At 57.5% G+C, this 17,253-nt stretch carries 20 protein-coding genes and 1 tRNA gene; 13 read left to right on the top strand and 8 right to left on the bottom strand.

The genetic code is table 11. The features are described 5' to 3' along the window. Window positions 1-64: 64 nt before the first annotated feature. The 3 genes from C1J02_RS12775 to C1J02_RS12765 all read left to right on the top strand — a co-directional run bounded on the left by C1J02_RS12775 (window position 65) and on the right by C1J02_RS12765 (window position 1,929). Complete coding sequence (locus tag C1J02_RS12775; protein WP_114878925.1) at window positions 65-589, top strand: cytochrome b/b6 domain-containing protein; 525 nt, start codon at window positions 65-67, stop codon at window positions 587-589. Window positions 590-600: 11 nt separating this feature from the next. Next, a complete protein-coding gene (locus C1J02_RS12770) occupies window positions 601-1,107 on the top strand; it encodes a helix-turn-helix transcriptional regulator (protein WP_114878924.1) in 507 nt (168 codons plus the stop codon). 237 nt (window positions 1,108-1,344) lie between these two features. Next, complete coding sequence (locus C1J02_RS12765; protein WP_114880547.1) at window positions 1,345-1,929, top strand: HNH endonuclease; 585 nt, start codon at window positions 1,345-1,347, stop codon at window positions 1,927-1,929. A gap of 15 nt (window positions 1,930-1,944) precedes the next feature. Here the strand turns inward: C1J02_RS12765 and xth are convergent, their stop codons facing one another. Continuing rightward, window positions 1,945-2,727, bottom strand: coding sequence for an exodeoxyribonuclease III (xth, locus tag C1J02_RS12760; RefSeq protein ID WP_114878923.1), 783 nt, complete (start codon window positions 2,725-2,727; stop codon window positions 1,945-1,947). A gap of 352 nt (window positions 2,728-3,079) precedes the next feature. Here xth and C1J02_RS12755 point away from each other — a divergent pair, with 352 nt between their 5' ends. After that, a complete protein-coding gene (locus C1J02_RS12755; protein WP_162798318.1) occupies window positions 3,080-3,298 on the top strand; it encodes a DUF6749 family protein in 219 nt (72 codons plus the stop codon). Window positions 3,299-3,388: 90 nt separating this feature from the next. Beyond that, on the top strand, window positions 3,389-4,450 hold the full coding sequence (locus tag C1J02_RS12750) for a hypothetical protein (protein WP_114878921.1): 1,062 nt from the start codon (window positions 3,389-3,391) through the stop codon (window positions 4,448-4,450). Window positions 4,451-4,530: 80 nt separating this feature from the next. On the opposite strand, the gene C1J02_RS12745 is transcribed toward C1J02_RS12750, so the two are convergent. Next, a complete protein-coding gene (locus C1J02_RS12745) occupies window positions 4,531-4,854 on the bottom strand; it encodes an iron-sulfur cluster assembly accessory protein (protein WP_114878920.1) in 324 nt (107 codons plus the stop codon). 83 nt (window positions 4,855-4,937) lie between these two features. Here C1J02_RS12745 and C1J02_RS12740 point away from each other — a divergent pair, with 83 nt between their 5' ends. From C1J02_RS12740 to C1J02_RS12705, 8 genes are all read left to right on the top strand, one after another. Next, window positions 4,938-6,083 carry a deoxyguanosinetriphosphate triphosphohydrolase gene (locus tag C1J02_RS12740; protein WP_114878919.1) on the top strand — a complete coding sequence of 382 codons (1,146 nt, stop codon included), beginning with the start codon at window positions 4,938-4,940 and terminating at the stop codon, window positions 6,081-6,083. Window positions 6,084-6,144: 61 nt separating this feature from the next. Further along, entirely contained in the window at window positions 6,145-6,744 is a 600-nt protein-coding gene (locus C1J02_RS12735; RefSeq protein ID WP_114878918.1) for a hypothetical protein, read from the top strand. A 72-nt stretch (window positions 6,745-6,816) separates the two neighbouring features. After that, complete coding sequence (argS, locus tag C1J02_RS12730; protein ID WP_114878917.1) at window positions 6,817-8,562, top strand: arginine--tRNA ligase; 1,746 nt, start codon at window positions 6,817-6,819, stop codon at window positions 8,560-8,562. A 77-nt stretch (window positions 8,563-8,639) separates the two neighbouring features. Further along, entirely contained in the window at window positions 8,640-9,629 is a 990-nt protein-coding gene (locus C1J02_RS12725; protein WP_254693095.1) for an SPOR domain-containing protein, read from the top strand. Further along, on the top strand, window positions 9,629-10,660 hold the full coding sequence (gene nagZ / locus C1J02_RS12720; RefSeq protein ID WP_114878915.1) for a beta-N-acetylhexosaminidase: 1,032 nt from the start codon (window positions 9,629-9,631) through the stop codon (window positions 10,658-10,660). The genes C1J02_RS12725 and nagZ overlap by 1 nt, the downstream gene beginning before the upstream one ends. Then, a complete protein-coding gene (locus tag C1J02_RS12715) occupies window positions 10,653-11,435 on the top strand; it encodes a ScpA family protein (protein ID WP_114878914.1) in 783 nt (260 codons plus the stop codon). Before nagZ ends, C1J02_RS12715 begins: the two co-directional genes overlap by 8 nt. 4 nt (window positions 11,436-11,439) lie before the next feature. Further along, window positions 11,440-12,099, top strand: coding sequence for an SMC-Scp complex subunit ScpB (gene scpB / locus C1J02_RS12710; RefSeq protein WP_114878913.1), 660 nt, complete (start codon window positions 11,440-11,442; stop codon window positions 12,097-12,099). Window positions 12,100-12,169: 70 nt separating this feature from the next. After that, window positions 12,170-12,436 (top strand): hypothetical protein, encoded by a 267-nt coding sequence (locus C1J02_RS12705; protein WP_114878912.1) that lies wholly within the window; start codon window positions 12,170-12,172, stop codon window positions 12,434-12,436. On the opposite strand, the gene C1J02_RS12700 is transcribed toward C1J02_RS12705, so the two are convergent. From C1J02_RS12700 to plsX, 6 genes are all read right to left on the bottom strand, one after another. Next, window positions 12,433-13,515, bottom strand: a complete 1,083-nt coding sequence (locus C1J02_RS12700; RefSeq protein ID WP_114880546.1) for a 2'-deoxycytidine 5'-triphosphate deaminase — start codon at window positions 13,513-13,515, stop codon at window positions 12,433-12,435. The genes C1J02_RS12705 and C1J02_RS12700 overlap by 4 nt on opposite strands. A 76-nt stretch (window positions 13,516-13,591) precedes the next feature. Next, window positions 13,592-13,668, bottom strand: a tRNA-Pro gene (locus C1J02_RS12695). 70 nt (window positions 13,669-13,738) lie between these two features. Beyond that, window positions 13,739-14,746 carry a MerR family transcriptional regulator gene (locus C1J02_RS12690; RefSeq protein WP_114878911.1) on the bottom strand — a complete coding sequence of 336 codons (1,008 nt, stop codon included), beginning with the start codon at window positions 14,744-14,746 and terminating at the stop codon, window positions 13,739-13,741. Window positions 14,747-14,749: 3 nt separating this feature from the next. Beyond that, window positions 14,750-15,052, bottom strand: a complete 303-nt coding sequence (gene ihfA, locus C1J02_RS12685; RefSeq protein ID WP_114878910.1) for an integration host factor subunit alpha — start codon at window positions 15,050-15,052, stop codon at window positions 14,750-14,752. 109 nt (window positions 15,053-15,161) lie between these two features. Further along, entirely contained in the window at window positions 15,162-16,133 is a 972-nt protein-coding gene (locus C1J02_RS12680) for a beta-ketoacyl-ACP synthase III (RefSeq protein WP_114878909.1), read from the bottom strand. Continuing rightward, window positions 16,130-17,221, bottom strand: coding sequence for a phosphate acyltransferase PlsX (gene plsX, locus C1J02_RS12675; protein WP_114878908.1), 1,092 nt, complete (start codon window positions 17,219-17,221; stop codon window positions 16,130-16,132). Before plsX ends, C1J02_RS12680 begins: the two co-directional genes overlap by 4 nt. Window positions 17,222-17,253 lie beyond the last annotated feature (32 nt).

Raw genomic sequence — 17,253 nt, 5'->3', positions numbered from 1 at the left:
GCAAGCGACCTGTGAGGGCGGCGCAAATGCCGCCCCACGCCACTTTATTTTACGGAGAAACAGGATGAAACGCATTCACGTTTGGGATCCGTTTGTCAGGGTGTTCCACTGGTCGCTGGTCTTGAGCTTCGGGGCCAATGCGCTGGTCATTGATGATGACAGCAAACTGCATGAATGGGTTGGTTATGTGGTCGTCGGTCTGGTGGTGCTGCGCATTCTCTGGGGTTTTGCCGGTAAGGGTTATGCGCGATTTTCAAGCTTTCCGCCAAGCGTTCAGGGATCAAAAGAACAGATTGCGGATATCGCGGTGGGTCGGAACAAGATCCATATCGGCCATACGCCACTTGGGGCATTGATGATCTACAATCTTTTGCTGGCGCTGCTGGTGGTGGGGGTTTCCGGTCACCTGATGACGACCGATATGTTTTGGGGGGTAGAATGGCCCGAACATCTGCATGAATTTGCGGTCACATGGACAGAGGTGTCCGTGGTTCTGCATATTCTGGCGGTGATTTTTGAGAGCAAAAGGACCGGCGTCAACCTGCCTGCGGCAATGATCAGGGGTTACAAGGACGTTCCATCAGGCTAATCACCGAACCTATGTCGATACGACTTGAAACTGAAACAAAAGTCCCGATTGGGATGGCTGTGCTGATCGCGGTACAGTTCGCATGCGTGATATTTTTCCTGACTGATGTGTTGGCAGATTATCGTGCTGCAGCGCCGGGTGACGGCCTGTCCGGGCATCTCAACATCGAAGCGCTGGCGTCTTTCAGCCTGCTGGCTGCGATCGTGGTTGAGGTGCGTTTCCTGTTTGTGTTGTTGCGGCGCAAGGCCCATCTGGAACGTAATCTGACCATCGCTAGCACTGCAGTGCATGATGTGATCGCTGCCCATTTTGAGACATGGAAGCTGTCGCCCGCTGAGACAGATGTGGCCAACTTTCTGGTCAAGGGACTTGAGATTTCCCAGATCGCAGAAATGCGCGGTTGCGCCGAGGGGACGGTCAAGGCACATCTGAATGCGATCTACCGAAAATCCGACACCCGCAACCGCGGTGAATTGCTGAGCGTGGTAATCGACAGCCTGCTTGGGGCGTCAGCTTAACCATCGATTACGCCCCAAACTGATATGTTTTTGGTATTCAGGGTGTCGGGGACCTGGTGCAGATTTTTCGTGATTTCCATGACAGCAAAGAAGACGCTTTGAAAATCGCGGAATCACTTGCGATATCGCCGGTCGGCTTGGCGCGCTCAATTCCCGACATCTTGTGCCTAACCTTACACTTGCCTGTTACAAACCACGAGATATAGTCATATCAAACGGGCAGGGGACCCAGACGTGATAGAAGGCGATTTCAGAACCGAATTTACACGGGTCAAGGGGGGGCTGAAACATCGCCCCGCACTGGTGCTGAATGCGGATTACCGCCCGCTCAGCTATTACCCGCTGTCGCTTTGGCCCTGGCAGGAGGCGATAAAGGCCAAATGGCTCGACCGGGTGGATATCGTCGCTGAATATGATGATGTGGTGCGCAGCCCCTCAATGGTGATCAAGATACCGTCGGTGGTCGTGCTCAAAGACTATGTGAAACCGCAAAAGCGCGTGGCTTTCACCCGATTTAATCTTTTCCTGCGGGATGAGTTTTGTTGCCAGTATTGCGGTGCGCGGGGCGATCTGACCTTTGATCATGTGGTGCCGCGTGCGTCCGGGGGCGTCACCTCATGGCAGAACGTGGTGGCCGCGTGCAGCCCCTGCAATCTGCGTAAAGGGTCCAAGGCGTTGCACCAGACGGGTCTGAATCTGCGCAAACCACCGCGCCAACCGGCCGCAGAAGAATTGCGCAATACCGGCCGCAAGTTTCCGCCAAACCACCTGCATGAAAGCTGGATGGATTTTCTGTATTGGGATGCGGAGTTGCAGGCTTAGCCTGAATTTCAGCCGCTAAAAGTCGAGGTCAACCCAAACCGGCACGTGGTCGGATGGTTTGTCATGTCCGCGCACGTCCTTGTCGATCTGGCAGTCACGCAACATATCGGCACATCGCGGCGACAGCAGGAAATGGTCAATCCGAATGCCGTTGTTGCGATTCCAAGCTCCGGCCTGATAGTCCCAAAAGCTGTAGTGGCCCGGTCCCTGGGTGCGGGCACGAAACGCTTCTGTCAGGCCAAGGTTCAACAGCTTGCGCCATGCAGCCCGCGATTGCGGGCGAAAGAGGGCGTCATCACGCCACGCATCAGGGGTCGCCGCGTCTTCCGCCTGTGGAATGATGTTATAGTCTCCCGCCATCAGAAATGGCATTTCTTTAGCCAAAAGGGCTTCGGCGCGGGCCTGTAATCGCGCCATCCACGCCAGTTTATAGTCATACTTTGGCCCCGGGGCCGGATTGCCGTTGGGCAGGTAAAGCCCGCAAATGCGCAACGCTTCCTTTTCGCCCACCACTGTCGCCTCAATCCAGCGCGCCTGTTCGTCGGTGTCGTCACCGGGCAAGCCGCGTGTGACATCCTCCAACGGGTGTTTGGACAGGATCGCGACGCCGTTGAAAGACTTTTGGCCGTGGGTTTCGACGTTGTATCCCCGGTCTTCGAAAATTTCCGAGGGGAAATTCTCGTCTACCGATTTGATCTCTTGCAGCAGCACGACATCCGGTTGTGCGTCATCAAGCCAGTTGGGCAGGGCCTCGATCCGGGCTTTGATACCGTTGATGTTGAAGGTTGCGATTTTCATCTGACTGTCCCTGCGCTGCCGCCCATTGCTATCGCGCAAAGCACGGCATGGGGCAAGTGCAAGGTGCAACCGCCTGAGGTGATTCTCCAAAACCAAATTCCCGTATAAGGAGAAGTGTGGGTTTGGAGACCCTCGAAAAATCCGAAAATCAGACGTGTGGATAAGAATTTTTTCGCCTGTGGAGATCACAGGTTTCCCGCGTGGGTGGAACTGACTGTCGGGACGGTGCTTGGGGATAAAGGTGTGAGTTCCGCGGCTGGTCGAAAAAATCTCATTGGCAGATCGCGTTAAACGGGTAAGCGTTTTGGCACTGCAACCTAAACCTGAAAAACCAATGAAAGAGGAAATGAAAATGACAGCACTTGCACACATCCAGAGCTTTGTTCCGATGGCTGACGAGACCAGCATCATGAATGGCGCTGGCACCGAAATGTTTACAACAGGGCTTGCTTTGAACACCACCGATATGATGGCCGGTGATGGCGTTGATATGTTCACCACCAGCTGCATCACGTCCGAAAGCTCTGCAGGCGGCGGCGATAAAGTGGAAATGTTCACAACAAGCTGCTGAATTCGGTTCTGAAATGACCAAAGACCCGGCGGGCAATTGCCGGGTCTTTCCAGTCCTGAGGTCCCGATCGGACCAGAGAGGCGCACGCCCATGTCCAATGTCATCACACTCCACCGTCCCGAGCGCAGTACGCTTGCCACCCGCCAGACCCGGCTGATCCGCGCATTTGCCGATCATCGCCGTCTGGCGGATGATGTGTTCTGGCTCAAGGAAAACGCTGAACTTTTGGGCATTCTGTGCGCCACAGGGGCGGAACTTGGGCCTGACGCTTTGGCCCCTTTCGATACGTTTTACGGACAGATCGAAGACCGGCTGCGGTTTTTCCCGCAATATTATCGGTTTCTTATTTCCATTTGCCTCGACCTGGAAGATCTGGGGCTGAGCGGCGGCGACAAAGGGGCCGCTCTTTGTGACTGGGCCGCTGATCAGGGGCTTGCAGAAGCGGAATTGTCAGATTTGCAACGTGCCGAGGCACGGCGGCTGTTGGCGCGGCGCGGAGCTGCAAGGGTGCCGGATGCGGCGTTGGATGCGCGGTTGCACCGGTTTATCAATCGGCCAGGTACCTTTTCGATGCCCAACAAAAAAGCCGCCTATGAGCTGACCCATATCGTTTTCTATCTGTCCGGCTATGGCAAACGCGACCCTGAGATTTCAGCACAGGCGTTGCTGAGCCTCGAATTTGCGGGGCTGCTGGCCTATCTCGATCAGAACATCGATCTGCTGGCTGAGGTCTGTGCCGCCTTGCGTTTCGCAGGCCATGTGCCAAGCCCGATTTGGGACGACGCGGTGCTTGCGGCCCACCGGGGCTGCGTGATGGTCGCGGATGCGGGCAGTGGTTTGAACGATCCCTACCACGAATATCTGGTGACTGGCTGGGCATCACAGGTGGCCGGAGCGCCCGCCTTTGCCGCTGAAGTGCCAGAAGGGCCGGTTCGGTTTGCGCGCCCATCCATCCCCGTCGGTGCCCTGCGCACCATGTCAGAACGGATGTTTGAGTTGGGCCAGACCCGCAGCGGGGATTGGCACCACATGCGTGGCCATGTGGCCCCGTACCTTGGGCCGGATGGCCATGAGGTGCTGGCAAATGCAGAGCAGTCCAGCGACAAGTTTGATGCGTTTTTTGAAGGATTTGCACGGGCGGGCAGCGTTTGAGCCACCAAAAGATGTGGTGGCTGCGTGGCAATGTCGTGCATCGGTATTTTTAAAAGGGTGAAAGCAAAGAGGGCCCGCGTTTACATCGAAAAGGATGTTCCACACCCGCAAGCCGATGTTGCGTTGGGGTTTTCGATGACAAAGCGCGCGCCGATAAGCTCTTCTGAGAAATCAATCACCGCATTCGCGAGAAAGGGCAGGGATACGGCGTCGACCACAACCTTTTGCCCGGATCCTTCAAGGATAAGATCATCGTCTTTTGGCTCGTCCATAGTGATTTCATATTGAAAACCGGAACAGCCGCCGCCCTCGACCGCGACACGCAAAGCTTTGCCATCACCGGCAGCACCGATTTCGGCAAGGCGTTCAAAGGCTCGGCTGGTCACTTTGGGGGGCAGGTTCATCGGCTAAGCTCCGCAGGTCGGTTTCAATCCGTCTGTGAGTACAATATAGAAACCCATAGGACAGGCCACAAGGACCAGCCGCAATGCGCGCATCTTTTGCCTCTGATCCCAAGACCAGCAGGGGACGGCGGGTCTGGGAAGAGGAAAGCACCCATCGGTCTTGCTTTCAGCGGGATCGGGACCGGATCATTCATGCCAGCGCCTTTCGGCGGCTCAAGCACAAGACGCAGGTTTTTGTGGAGCATGAGGGCGATTATTACCGCACGCGGCTGACCCATTCGATTGAGGTCGCACAGGTGGCGCGGACCATTTCGGGGGCCCTGGGCCTGAACGGAGAGCTGACCGAGGCCGTCGCTTTGGCCCATGATCTGGGTCACACTCCCTTTGGTCACACGGGCGAGGATGCCCTGCATGCGCTGATGGCCCCCTACGGCGGGTTTGATCACAATGCACAGGCCATCAAGATTGTGACCTCGCTTGAGCGGCACTATGCGCAATTTGATGGGCTGAACCTGACCTGGGAGACTTTGGAGGGGATTGCCAAGCACAACGGCCCCGTCACCGGTGATCTGCCGCATGCCCTGGCGGACTATGACGCAGTGCATGATCTGGAACTGCACACCCATGCCAGTGCCGAGGCGCAGGTGGCAGCCCTGTCTGATGACATTGCGTATAATAATCACGATCTGCACGACGGGCTGCGCGCGCAACTGTTTACCGAGGCGGAGATTGCGGAGTTGCCCTTGGTTGGGGATGCCTATGCGCGGGTTGATGCGCTTTATCCCGATACCGACCCTTATCGGCGTCGGCATGAGGCGCTGCGCCGGGTGTTTGGGGTCATGGTCAGCGATGTGATTGAAACATCAAGGCTTTTGCTGGCGCAAGCGGGGGCAACAGATGCGGCAGGTATTCGTCACTTGGGGCACCCGGTGATCCGCTTTTCCGATCAGATGTGGCGTGACCTGCGCGACATCCGCAGCTTTTTGTTCCAGCGCATGTACCGCGCAGGCCCGGTTATGAAAAAACGCGCCGAGGTCACGCAGGTTGTCGAAGACCTGTTTCCCCTGTTTCTGGAGAACCCGGTGTTGTTGCCGCGCCACTGGGCGCGCCAGATTGACGCGGCGGCGCAAGATCGCACCGCTCTGGCGCGGATGGTCGCCGATTATATCGCGGGCATGACCGACCGATATGCGCTTCAGGAACATGCGAGATTAATTACGAATGCTTAGATGGCTTCTTATTTGATCAAACTCGTGCTAACCTTTTGTTAACAATTTCTGGTTCGCACATTTGTCTACTGTCATTTCACGTTCTGCCTGCACAATTCTTGTCCTTTCCGCCTGTCAAACGCCGGGCGCAGAGATTGCGCAGGCTTTTGCTGAAACGGATGCCCATGTGATCGTGATGGGCGGCGATGCACAGGGATTGGGACAGATCGCGGCCGCGTCCCCGGAACGGATCGAACCACTTTTTGTTAAAGGCGGTCAGGTTGAGGCGCTGCGGGTTCTTGCGGATGCATGGGGCGCAGAGCCGATTGATCTGGTGGTGAACCTGATGCCGCTGGCCTATCCCCACCACATCACCGAACAGATGCGCGGACTGTCAATGATCATGCGCACATTTGGACATGGTTTGGTTGCAGGCAAGGGGTCGTTGGTCAGTGTGGTTGCACGGCCAGATGATCCGCTTGCCCTTGTCGAACAGGGCCTTTGTGGTGCGCTTGGTGCAGCGGGGGCGGCCTTGGGCGATGCTGTGGCGTCAAAATCGATGCGCGTGCATACTGTGACGGTGCCAAAACAGACACCTGAGCGGGCGGTAGATACCCTGCTTTTTCTGGTGGGCGCGCAGGCCCGGCGGATCAAGAGCACGACATTCGATTTGACCCAATAACGCATTCCCCGGTGCGGTTGATTGACTGCATTTTTCCAAGTGATACATGGGCAGGGAATAAGGATTGCTGAAATGAACCTCTTTGCTGAAATTCGCACGCTGATCATCGCCACGCTTGAAAATATGGTGGCTCAGGGCACATTGCCCGCTGATCTGAACATGGACGCCATCACGGCAGAGCCTCCGCGCGATGCGGCACATGGCGACATGGCCACAAACGCGGCAATGGTGCTGGCCAAACCAGCGGGCATGAAACCGCGCGACATTGCGGATGCATTGGCGGCGCAATTGGCGCAAGATGTCCGCATCACATCAGCAGAGGTGGCGGGGCCGGGGTTTTTGAACCTGCGGATTGCGCCTTCGGAATGGCAAGGTGTTGCACGGGCCGTATTAGCCAGCGGTACGGACTTTGGCCGCGCCACGTTGGGGCAGGGGCGAAAGGTCAACGTTGAATACGTGTCGGCCAATCCCACCGGACCTTTGCACGTCGGCCACACGCGGGGTGCGGTTTTTGGCGATGCGCTGGCCAGTCTGCTGGATTACGCGGGCTGGGACGTGACGCGCGAATACTACATTAATGACGGTGGCGCGCAGGTCGATGTGTTGGCACGCTCGGTCTATAACCGCTATCTTGAGGCGCACGATCTGACCGTCGATTGGCCCGAAGGGACCTATCCCGGTGATTATCTGATCGAGGTCGGCGAGGCGCTGAAGGCCAAGGTTGGGGATGCCTATGTCGATCAGGACGAAGAGGTCTGGCTTGCGGATGTGCGGGAGTTCTCCACCGATGCCATGATGGCGCTGATCCGCAGTGATCTCAAAGCGTTGGGCGTCGAGATGGATGTGTTTTATTCCGAAAAGTCGCTCTATGGCACAGGGCGCATTGAAGCCGCGATTGAGGACCTTAGATCGAAGGGCCTGATCTATCAGGGCACCCTGGAGCCGCCGAAGGGCAAAATGCCCGAAGATTGGGAGCCGCGGGTTCAAACCTTGTTCAAATCAACAGAGCATGGCGATGACGTGGATCGCCCGGTGATGAAATCTACGGGGGGCTGGACCTATTTCGCGCCCGATATTGCTTACCACTATGATAAAATTCAGCGTGGATTTGACGCGCTCATTGATGTTTTTGGTGCCGACCACGGCGGCTATGTCAAACGGATGAAAGCGGCGGTCAGCGCGCTGTCGGATGGCAAGGTGTCACTTGATATCAAGCTGACGCAACTGGTGAAGCTCTTTAAGAACGGCGAGCCGTTCAAGATGTCGAAACGGGCAGGCACGTTTGTGACCCTGCGCGATGTGGTCGAGCAGGTGGGTGCGGATGTGACGCGGTTTGTCATGCTGACCCGCAAGAACGACGCCATGCTGGATTTCGATTTTGACAAGGTGCTGGAACAAAGCCGCGAAAACCCGGTGTTTTACGTGCAATATGCCCACGCGCGCGTCGCATCGGTGCTGCGCAAGGCGGCTGAGGCCGGGATCGCGGTGGATGATGCCAGTTTGCAAGCTGCGGACCTGAGCAAGCTTGATCACGAAGCGGAACTGAAGGTGCTGCAAAAGCTTGGTGAATGGCCGCGTCTGGTCGAAACCGCCGCCCGGTCCAATGAACCGCACCGGGTCGCATTTTACCTCTATGAGCTTGCGGGCGAACTGCATGGGCTTTGGAACCGCGGCCACGATGTCTCGTCGTTGCGCTTTATTCAGGACGACGATCCCGAAACCTCGCAGGCAAAAATTGCCCTCGCGCGGTCCACGGCGATTGTAATTGCGGCTGGTCTTGGTATTCTGGGGGTCACTCCGGCGCAAGAGATGCGATAAGTCGCACGCGCGCTGACACAGGCAAACCCAAAGATAGACCCGCATGGCAATGTACTAATGTGGGCAGCGAGGCAGAGATGGCAGAATTCACTTCCTCCCCGATGGCGGGGGGCTTCGGCGCTGATTCAGGTGAATCCTATAGCGTCGCAGCAACGGCTAATGGATTGAAAAAAATAACGAATTTGGCTGGTGCGGCGATATCGCTGGCACTGGTTGTTGGGATTGGTGTCTGGGGGTACAAGTTGCTGGTGCGCGATGTCAGCGGGATACCTGTGGTGCGTGCTGTGACCGGCGACATGCGGGTGCGGCCCAGTGATCCGGGTGGCGAATTGGCCGAGCATCAAGGGTTGTCCGTGAATGAAATAGCAGCGAACGGCACCGCAGGTTTGCCAGCCGATGAACTGCGTTTGGCCCCCCGGCCTGTCGATTTGACCGACGATGATCAGGCCACGCCCGTCGCAATGGTTGCACCTGCGCCACAGGACGCGCTGCCCCAGAATCTGCCGCTGCCTGAGCCGGTGGATGTGACGGCGGCGCTGCAATCAGGGAATGTGGATGACTTGGTTGAACAATTGACCACCGGCGTCGCCCCGATGATTGAATTAAGCGCCGACCCCGAAGAGGTTGCGGCAACCGTCGCCGCCGAGGTCGCGGAGGCCGTGCTGGAGCAAGAGCAAGTCCCCGCCGTCCTTGATGCGCCCGGCGTTCGCCAGTCGCTGCGCCCCAAGAAACGCCCCGCCACCCGCGCAGTTGTGGTTCAGGCATCGCTTAACACCGCCACAGATGCGGTCGAAGTGGATGCCACAAGTTTGGCCGCGGGGACGCGGTTGGCACAATTGGGTGCCTTCGACAGCCCTCAGGTGGCGCGTGAACAATGGGACGTTTTGCAGGGACGCTTTAGTGCGTTTCTGGATGGCAAGCAGCGCATTGTGCAAAAAGCAACCAGTGGCGGGCGCATATTCTATCGTCTGCGCGCGATGGGTTTTCAGGATATCGCGGATGCGCGCCGCTTTTGCGCGGCCCTTGTGGCTGAAAACGCCGATTGTATTCCGGTCGTGACCCGGTAATGCGCCCTGTTGGCTCTGATCAGGTGCGTCCTTTTGGGGCAACGATCATTGATGCAACGGGCCAGCGTCTGACGGCGGATGAAAAAGCGTTCTTTCGGGATGCCAATCCTATTGGTTTCATTCTGTTCGCCCGCAACATCGACACGCCAGATCAGGTTCGCGCGCTGTGCGATGAAATGCGCGAAGCCGTGGGCCATGATGCAGTGATCACCATTGATCAGGAGGGCGGCCGCGTTCAGCGAATGCGCGCGCCCCATTGGCGTGAATGGCTGCCGCCGCTTGATTTTGTGGCGATCGCGGGTGCGCGCGCCGAAGAGGCGATGTATCTGAAATATCGGATTATCGCCGATGAGCTGAGAGCCGTTGGCATCGACAGCAATTGTGCGCCCATGGTTGATGTTGCAGGCCACGCCACCCATGAATTTCTGCGCAACCGTTGCTATGGCAGCGATCCGGCGCGGGTTGGGAATATCGGGCGCGCTGTGGCGAACGCTCTGTTGGCTGGCGGTGTCTTGCCTGTGGTCAAGCATATCCCCGGTCATGGCCGTGCCACAATGGACAGCCATTTTGACCTGCCCTGCGTCGATGCCGCTCGCGCCGATCTCGATGCGCTCGATTTTGCCCCGTTCAGGGCCTTGAATGATCTGCCCATGGGCATGACAGCGCATCTGGTCTTTGACGCGATTGATCCGCGCCCCGCGACGCTGTCGGCGGTCATGATGCAATTGATCCGCGAGGACATCGGCTTTGACAATCTGATCATGACCGATGACATTTCGATGAATGCGCTTAGTGGCACGCCAGCGGAAAATGCCAAAGGAGCGATCGAGGCGGGTTGTGACGTTGTTTTGTACTGCAATGCCCCTTTGGAAGACCGCCGTCGCGTTGTTGAGGCCGCAGGTGAAATGACGCCTGCCGCAATGACCCGCGCCCGGCGTGCATTGTCGATGCGCAAAGCCCCCGATGATGTTGACATTTCCGCCATGGACGCCCAGCTTGAGGCGCTTTTGGGCGGGGCTGGACATGGCTGAAACCACATTTGAAGAAGACCCGGTATCTGTCGCAGAGCGGATGGCCGCCGAGGCGTTGATCGTCGATGTGGATGGGTTCGAGGGGCCGCTTGATTTGCTCCTGACACTCAGCCGTACCCAAAAGGTCGATCTTCGCAAAATCTCCGTTCTGCAATTGGCGCGGCAATATCTTTCCTTTGTGGAAAAAGCCAAAGCGCTGCGGCTTGAACTGGCTGCGGATTATCTGGTGATGGCCGCATGGCTGGCGTTCCTGAAATCTCGCTTGTTGCTGCCGCCCGACCCGACCGAAGATGGCCCGTCTGGTGAAGAACTGGCCGCACATCTGGCATTTCAACTGGAGCGATTGCAGGCGATGCGCGACGCTGCCGCCCGACTGATGGCCCGTGACCAGCTGGGGCGTGATTTCTTTGCCCGTGGCCAAACCCACGAGGTAACGCGGACACGCCGTGTGACATATACCGCGACCCTGCTGGATCTGATGCAAGGCTATGCGCGCATCCGCACACGTGATGATTTTCGCCCCTTTGTCATGGATCGGGATTCCGTTTTCACCATGGAACAGGCGCTGGACCGATTGCGGGGATTGATCGGGTATGCAGGCGACTGGGGGGACCTGATGAGCTTTTTGCCCGAAGGGTGGGAGGCCGACCCGATGCGGCGCAGGTCCGCCACCGCGTCGACCTTTGCGGCGTCACTGGAGCTGGTAAAAGAAGGCCAAGTTGAGATTAGGCAGAGCGCGTTGTTCGCCCCGATCCAGTTGCGCAAAAAGGATTAGGTGCGTGTCGGAAGAATTTGAAGAAAAAGAAGAAAGCCTGTTTGAGGCCCCGCCAATTGCTGAACAGGAACGCATGTTGGAGGCGGTGCTTTTTGCAACCTCGGAACCGATCACCCTCAAGGAACTTGAGGGGCGGATGCCGCATGGCTGTGACGCGGCCGAAGCGATGGTGCATCTGCGCAAACGCTATGACGGGCGCGGCGTGCAGGTGGCAAAGATCGGCGATGCTTACGCCATTCGGACGGCCTCTGATCTGGGATTCCTGATGCAAAAGGAAACCGTTGAGGTCCGCAAGCTGAGCCGCGCCGCTATCGAAACGCTGGCCATCATCGCCTATCATCAGCCCGTTACCCGCGCCGAGATTGAGGAAATTCGCGGCGTTTCGGTGTCGCGGGGCACGGTGGACCAGCTGCTTGAACTGGAATGGATTCGCTTTGGACGGCGCAAAATGACGCCGGGGCGGCCTGTGACTTTCGTGGTGACACAAGGGTTTCTTGATCACTTTGGCCTCGAAAATGCCCGCGATCTGCCGGGGCTCAAGGAATTGCGTTCTGCCGGGCTGCTTGAGAACCGACCGCCGCCGGGCACCTTGCCGATCATGGGGGAAAGCGACGGCGATGAGGAAGAAAGCACAGAAGGTCAAAGCGAGCTTTTTGAAGATTAATCAAATGGTGGCCTGAAAATCGCCGTATTCCATGCTATATTGCGCGCTGAGGCAAAAAGGGAAACGGGCAATGAACCAGATTATTAACATGATTATCCGTCAGGTGATGAATCAATTGGTCAGACGCGGTGTGAACGCCGGATTTGAACAAGCGGGCAAGATTGGCAAGCGCCGCCAGCAGCCGCAGGGCGAGATTGACGACTATGGCAACCCCGTGCAGCCGCAAATGAGCCGCGAAGAACGTCAGGCCCGCCGTCAGGCGCGCCAGCAGCGGCATTTGAATACAGGCAATGCAAATCAGTCGATGAAGGCCATGCGCCGGATCATGAAGTTCTAAGCTGCAACCGTTTTGAAATGTTTGCTGAGCTTCAGGCCCTGACCCTGATAGTTTGATGCGATGCCCGCGCCGTAGATATGCGACGGGACGTCCGCCATGCGCTCATAGACCAGCCGCCCGACGACCTGACCGTGTTCAAGCACAAACGGGGCCTCATGGCATCGGACCTCAAGCACACCTCGGGAACCGGCACCACCTGCATCAGCAAAGCCAAAGCCGGGGTCAAAAAAGCCCGCGTAATGCACCCGAAATTCCCCGACCATCGCGAGATATGGGGCCATTTCGGCTGCGTATTCCGGGGGAATGGTGACGGCCTCGCGGCTCACCAGGATATAGAACGCGCCGGGGTCGAGAATGATCTGACCATTACTGGTGTGGACCTCTTCCCAATATTCAGCAGGGTCATAATATCCAATGTTATCAAGGTCTATGACGCCGGTATGGGGCTTGGCACGGTATCCAACAAGCGTGGTGTCCGGCAGTTTCAGGTCCACTGAAAACCCCAACCCGTCATCAATCACCGCATCACCATTCACCAATGGCGTCTGTGCATGCAGGGCGCGCAGATCAGTATCGTTCAGCGTTGCATCGCCGCGGCCAAACCGGATCTGGTTCAGCCGCATCCCCGGACGTACCAGCACCGAAAAAGACCGTGGGCAAATCTCGGCATAGAGCGGCCCTTGATATCCCGGCGCGACACGGTCAAATTCTGTACCGCCATCGGTGATCGTGCGTGTCAGCAGGTCAAGACGACCGGTTGAGCTTTTGGCGTTGGCCACCGCCGACAGGTCTGCGGGCAGGGCGAGGTGCTCCATCAGGGGCACCACATAGACACAGCCCTTTTCAAGCACCGCACCATTGGTCAAGTCGACCTGATGCATCTCAAACTCGGCCAGACGGTCCGCAACCTTGGCGTCTTTGCCTGCCAGAAAAGAGGCACGCACGCGGTATGCTTTTGTACCCAGTCGCAAATCCAGGCTGGCAGGCTGGATTTGCGCAGGGATCACCGCAGGATCGGCGAGAATTGCACCGTCCCTGATCATCGCTGAGATTTCTTGGTTTGGAATAACGCCATGCACCGGGGTGGTCATCTGGTGGGGCCTTTCGCAATGACAAACGCCCGCATCCCAGGGAAGCGGGCGTGTTGTTGATGATTGGTCGGGCTAGCAGGACTCGAACCTGCGACCTTCCGTCCCCCAGACGGACGCGCTACCAGGCTGCGCCATAGCCCGACTTGGGGCGGTACATAACCGATCTTGCCCCGCACGCAAGAGGGAATTGCCAGATGTGACATTGCCGAGGTCAGTCTTGGTTTGATGGCGGCGGGGAAGGTCTGGGCCGTGTTGCCATCGAATCACGCAGTGCAATGAGCTGGCGCAGCAATGTAGTGGCTTTTTCGCGGTTCTCCGGTGCGATCTCACGGGCTCTGAATGCCGCGGTGAGCGCCGCAGGGGCTGCGTCAAAATCAGCCTCAGTTGCGAATGCCGGCAGGTCAATGACACGTGGCTTCCTGGGTGTTTCGATTTGCGGCTCTGCGTCCGGTTGCGCGGCGACGTCGGGCTTTTCATCCTGCCCGTCCTGATCCGTCAGCGGATGCCGCAGGAAGGCCGGTAATGCGTCAACGGAGGCAGGTTCCTCCACGTCTTCCGGCGCGGGTTCATCCTCGGCTGTGGCATCCAGAGGTTCAGGTTCTTTTGCTTCGTCGGGCTCAGAAAACGACGGTTCTTCTGCGCTGTCTTGTGCTGGCTCAGATGCCTCGATCTGATCTTCCTGAACTTGTGGTTGCTGTGGTTCCGCGATGTCATCCGGCGCTGCATCCACCGCGACTTCTGGTTCATCATCGGCCATTTCGGCGTCAAGAATCTTTGTGAGGTTTTCCGATATTTCAACGTCTTGCGAGACGTCCTTATCTGATTTTGCCTCAGCGCCACCGTCAAAATTGAGCACGACACCTTTTTCGTCTTCCGGCGTTCTTGCGGCGGTGGGTGCTGGCGTTTTCGGCTTGTCTTCTCCAAGCTGTGACAGGGTCAGATCATCAAGGGGGGCAGACATCCCAGCGACATGGCTCATCCCTTCTTCGCGCAGAATTTTTTGCACGCCTTTGATGGTCAGCCCGTCTTCATGCAACAGTTGCTTGATGCCACCCAACAACAACATGTCCGACGGGCGATAATATCGACGCCCGCCGGCCCGTTTGATCGGTTTTACCTGGGTAAATTTGCTTTCCCAAAAGCGCAGCACATGGGCCTGAATGCCCAGCCACTCAGCGACCTCAGAAATGGTGCGAAAGGCGTCTGGGGATTTGGCCATGGATCAGGACTTGTTCCCGTCTGCGACGCGGTCCTTCATCAGGTGTGATGGCCGGAACGTCAGCACGCGGCGCGGGTTGATCGGGACTTCTTCGCCAGTTTTCGGATTACGGCCCACGCGTGCCGTTTTGTCACGCACGGAAAACGTGCCAAAGGATGAGATTTTGACCTGTTCGCCAGCGACCAGCGCGTCCGACATATGATCCAGCACGGCTTCTACCAGCTGTGCACTTTCATTGCGCGACAGACCAACCTCGCTGAATACAGCTTCGCTAAGATCCATCCGCGTCAAAGTTTTATTCGCCATTCCGTCCCCCGTGGTTTTGGCTACCTTAGGCCCTGCGGAATTTAGGAGTCAATATCAATGACTTGGACGGGCTTGTTTCTGCCAATTATTAACGTGTGGTTGTAAGTATTTACCAGCGCAGTACAACCGCACCCCAGGCCAGTCCGCCGCCAATGGCCTCGGTCACGATAAGATCGCCATCTTTGATCTGACCGCGGGCGCGCCCGACGGACATCGCAAGGGGAATTGACGCCGCAGACGTGTTGCCATGATCCTGCACTGTGACCACAACCTGTTCCATCGGCAGGTTCAGCTTTTTGGCAGTGCCCTGAATAATGCGGATGTTGGCCTGATGGGGGACAATCCAGTCGACGTCATCGGCATTGACGCCAGCGCGTTCCATCGCGGTGGTCGCGGTCGATGCCAGTTTTTCAACCGCATGGCGGAACACCTGGTTGCCCTGCATGCGCAGGTATCCGGTCGTGCCGGTGCTGACACCACCATCAACATAGAGAAGATCGCGGTAACGCCCGTCCGAATTCAGGTCGGTCGCCAGAATACCCCGGTCCGTGGGTGCACCGGTACCAGTTTGGCCCTCAAGCAGCATCGCACCCGCACCGTCCCCAAACAGCACGCAGGTGGATCGGTCCGTCCAGTCCATGATCCGGCTGAATGTTTCGGCACCAATGACCAGCACGCGACGTGCCTGGCCCGACGCGATCAGCGCATTGGCGTTTGACAAAGCATAGATGAAACCGGCGCAAACGGCCTGAACGTCAAAGGCAAAGCCTTTTGTCATACCCAGTTGCGCCTGCACCATTGTCGCCGCTGAAGGGAAGGTCAGATCAGGCGTAGAGGTCGCCAAAATGATGGCATCGACATCGTCAGCGGTCAGGCCAGCATCTTTGAGGGCCGCCTGTGCCGCGGCGGTGGCCATAGAGGATGTGGTTTCACCCTCAGCCGCAAAATGACGCCGCTCAATTCCACTGCGGGATTTGATCCATGCGTCATCTGTATCAAGCGTTTTTTCAAATTCGGCGTTTTCGACCACGCGCGATGGCAAGTAATGGCCGCAGCCAATGACAACAGCGCGCTGGGTCATTCTTCCGTTTCCTCAACCGGCAAAGCAGCAGCAACTCGGGCCGCCAGTTTGTCATTAAATTTGTTTGCTGACAGCTGTGCGGCCAGTTTGATCGCCGCAGAAACGCCGGTGGCGTCCGCAGACCCGTGTGATTTCACCACCGTGCCGTTCAGTCCCAGAAACACACCGCCGTTCACGCGGCGCGGATCAATCGCTTTGCGCAGCCGCATCAGCGATGTGTAGGCCAGCAGCGACGCCAGCCGTGACAAAGGCGAGTATCTGAACGCCTCGCGCAACCGGGCACCGATCATGCTTGCCGTGCCTTCGCCGGTTTTGATTGCCACGTTACCAGTGAAACCATCGGTGACGATGACGTCTGCGCGGTGGCCCGAAATATCGCCGCCTTCGACAAAACCGACAAATTCATAGCCTGCAATCTCGGATTGGTCGCGAATCAAGTCATAGGCTTCTTTCAATTCGCTTCGGCCTTTGTGTTCTTCGGTGCCGACGTTCAAGAGACCCACGCGGGGGCGTTCCATGTTCATCCCGTTGCGGGCATAGGACATGCCCATCAGGGCAAAGCGCATAAGGTCATCCGCATCAGCACGAATATCAGCGCCCACATCCAGCATCACGTTAAAGCCCTGAGGGTTAGAAGAGGGGTAAAGCACCGCAATCGCAGGACGGTTCACACCGGGCAGTTTTTTGAGGCGGATCATCGAGACGGCCATCAATGCACCGGTGTTGCCACATGAAACGGCAACCGCCGCATCGCCTGTACGCACCGATTCAATGGCCGACCACATCGACGTGTCCTTGCCAGTGCGCAACACCTGGCTGGGCTTGTCGTCCATGGTGACAACGTCTGTCGTATGGCGAATTTCACAGCGTCCGGCCAGTTCGCGGCGTTTGGCCACAAGCGGGGTCAGCAGCTTTTCGTCACCGTGCAGGATAAATGCGATATCGGAATTGGCCGATGCGGACAAAGCGCATCCGGCAACAACGGCAGCCGCACCTTGATCGCCCCCCATCGCGTCAACCGAAATGAGGGTACGACCTGAACCTGCAGGTTTGGCATTCGCGGAGCTGTGATCGGTCGGGGCCGTCATCTGTTGCGAAAACCTCTTGTGATCTGGAGCGA

It is taken from the genome of Sulfitobacter sp. SK011, from assembly GCF_003352065.1.
In the GTDB taxonomy this organism is placed as follows: Bacteria; Pseudomonadota; Alphaproteobacteria; order Rhodobacterales; family Rhodobacteraceae; genus Sulfitobacter.
This window is presented reverse-complemented; position numbering and strand designations above follow the sequence as displayed.